The following is a 2220-nucleotide window of genomic DNA, read 5'->3' as shown; positions in this document are numbered from 1 at the left end:
GGGGGGGGGGGCACCAAGCTAGGAGAAAGCGCAGAGGAAAGACGAAAATCACGGCGGCGGCGCAACTCACTCCGCATCCGCTCCTTCCGCCGCGCCCCTTCTTTCCCTACCCCACCTGCTTCTTCTTCCGCGCCAGCGGCTTCTTCACCGTCTCGCGGCTGCCTTCGGCGGGTTCCTGCGAATGCTGCGCGCCGGGTTGCGGCTCGTCCGGCTCCTGGCCAAGGCGAAAACCTTGTCGCGGACACCGAAGCCGCTCAAAGCCGCAGTGCCTGTCAAACTCCGGGCTATAAAGCCGCTGACGAAGGCTGAGTCGCCTGAGATGATCAACATTCCCCTCCCCCTTGTGGGGAGGGGTTAGGGGTGGGGGTGCACCAGGCCAAGAGCACGCAGGTAAGACGAAAATCCCCGCACTCGCGCCCCCTCCGCCTTCCGCTCCTCCCCTCACCCCACCTGCTTCTTCTTTCTCGCCAGCTGCTTCTTCACCGTCTCGCGGCTGCCTTCGGCGGGTTCCTGCGAATGCTGCGCGCCGGGTTGCGGCTCGTCAGGCTCCTGGCCGACGGCAAGGCCGATCGTCTCGGTGACCGCGTCCTTCAGGCCGGCAGCGTCCTCCTCCTCCATCTCGATCTCGCGCCGCGCCTGTTCCCAGTTGTCCTTCTCCTCCCCCTCGCGCCTGCCTCCCCGCTCCCAGATCTCGTGGGCGCGGATGCGGATGCGTTCTTCCCGGTCGATGTCTGTCATCGTCGATGGTCCTGGCTTGCCTCGAAAACCATCCCAACTGCGATCGCGCGGTTTTGTTCTGGAGGATGATGCAGCCTTCGCCTCGCCCCCCATTCCCCCGCCGCAGGCGATTTCACCGGCCAGGCGGAACAATGGCCCTGCACGCCCGTTGGTAGGGTCCGGAACACCGGCCCGAATTTCTCAAGAAAAAGGAAAACAAGAATGGCCAAGGAAAAGACCCTGGAAGATCTGTTCCACGACACCCTCAAGGACATCTACTACGCCGAGCGCAAGATCCTGAAGACGCTGCCGAAGATGCAGCGCGCCGCTCAGTCGGACGAGCTCAAGGCCGCGTTCGAGAAGCACCGCGAGGAGACTGAGGGCCAGATCGAGCGCCTGCAGCAGGTGTTCGAGATTTTTGGCAAGCCGGCCCGCGGCAAGACCTGCGACGCGATCGAGGGCATCATCTCCGAGGGCGAGGAGATCATGGACGAGTTCAAGGGCACCGCTGCGCTTGACGCCGGCCTGATCTCGTCGGCCCAGGCCGTCGAGCACTACGAGATCACCCGCTACGGCACGCTGCGCCGCTGGGCGCAGGAACTCGGCCTCAACGATGCGGTTGCCCTCCTCGAGCAGACCCTTGAGGAAGAAAGCAAGACCGACACGGATCTCACCGCGCTCGCGGACGCTTCCGCCAATCAGCGCGCCAAGGCCGCCTGACCCCGAAAAGGCGCGGCCCCGGCCGCGCCGCTTTCCAGCCTGGCGGACGAGTTTTGCGCCGCCAAAGGGTCAAACGGGGGAAAAAGTACACGAAAAGTGGTGTCAGGACGCCACACCAGCGCAAAATTGCCGGAATTTCCGGCGTTTGCTGGTGGGGTACTTGAACCGCGCGCGATTCGCTGAAATATCAAGGCGGGGGTGGCCGTACGACAGTGGGGCAGGAAATGCCGAAACTGAATAAATCAGGCATCCAGGATAGCCAGGCTTCAGGCAACAAGAGCAGCCCGGCGCAAGGCGAAGGCGAGTTCGAGTTCCTCCTGCGCGAGATCGAGAAGGAACCCGTCCCCGAACGTCTTCTGGACCTCGCCCTCAAGCTGCAGCGCGCTCTCGCCGCGCGCAGGAAGCATCCCTCGTCCGAGAAGGACTCGGAGCATCAGGGACGGTGAGCAGCGGAGCTTGTTCCAGCCCCGCTTCTGTTGCGTCTTAACGCGCCAAGGCCCACAATTTTGCCAACGGAAACTTCGAATCTTTGAAGAATTTCTCAGGATCGCGTTCAAATTTCGCGAGCTTCTTATCGGTTGCAAATTTTTTTACTAGGTACGCCTCAATCGAGTGCCACCTTTTTTGATGTTGACTACTGGGCTGTGCTTCTGGTGACCGACTGATGCTAGGGGACCGTTTGGCCTTGAGAGGTGACGTCCCCGGACGTGGTGTAGCTGGGTAGCGCGGCGGTCATCGGCGCTTTCCGGTAGGGTCTGGTTGCGAGACCAACCCCTTTCCGGA

Annotated in this window: 3 protein-coding genes; 2 read left to right on the top strand and 1 reads right to left on the bottom strand. The window is 62.4% G+C overall.

From position 1 onward, the window contains the following. Positions 1–441: 441 nt before the first annotated feature. Positions 442–738, bottom strand: a complete 297-nt coding sequence (locus L630_RS0120520) for a DUF2934 domain-containing protein (protein ID WP_024850039.1) — start codon at positions 736–738, stop codon at positions 442–444. Between the two features lie 201 nt (positions 739–939). Here L630_RS0120520 and L630_RS0120515 point away from each other — a divergent pair, with 201 nt between their 5' ends. Then, on the top strand, positions 940–1437 hold the full coding sequence (locus L630_RS0120515; protein ID WP_024850038.1) for a ferritin-like domain-containing protein: 498 nt from the start codon (positions 940–942) through the stop codon (positions 1435–1437). Positions 1438–1661: 224 nt separating this feature from the next. After that, positions 1662–1883, top strand: a complete 222-nt coding sequence (locus tag L630_RS0120510; RefSeq protein WP_034331225.1) for a hypothetical protein — start codon at positions 1662–1664, stop codon at positions 1881–1883. The last annotated feature ends 337 nt before the right edge of the window (positions 1884–2220 follow it).

It is taken from the genome of Aminobacter sp. J41 (assembly GCF_000526635.1).
Taxonomy (GTDB): Bacteria; Pseudomonadota; Alphaproteobacteria; order Rhizobiales; family Rhizobiaceae; genus Aerobium.
This window is presented reverse-complemented; position numbering and strand designations above follow the sequence as displayed.

Bases quoted from the DNA above. Each gene is read 5' to 3' on its own strand.
- L630_RS0120520 (WP_024850039.1), bottom strand. From the start codon at position 738: ATGACAGACATCGACCGGGAAGAACGCATCCGCATCCGCGCCCACGAG.
- L630_RS0120515 (WP_024850038.1), top strand. From the start codon at position 940: ATGGCCAAGGAAAAGACCCTGGAAGATCTGTTCCACGACACCCTCAAG.
- L630_RS0120510 (WP_034331225.1), top strand. From the start codon at position 1,662: ATGCCGAAACTGAATAAATCAGGCATCCAGGATAGCCAGGCTTCAGGC.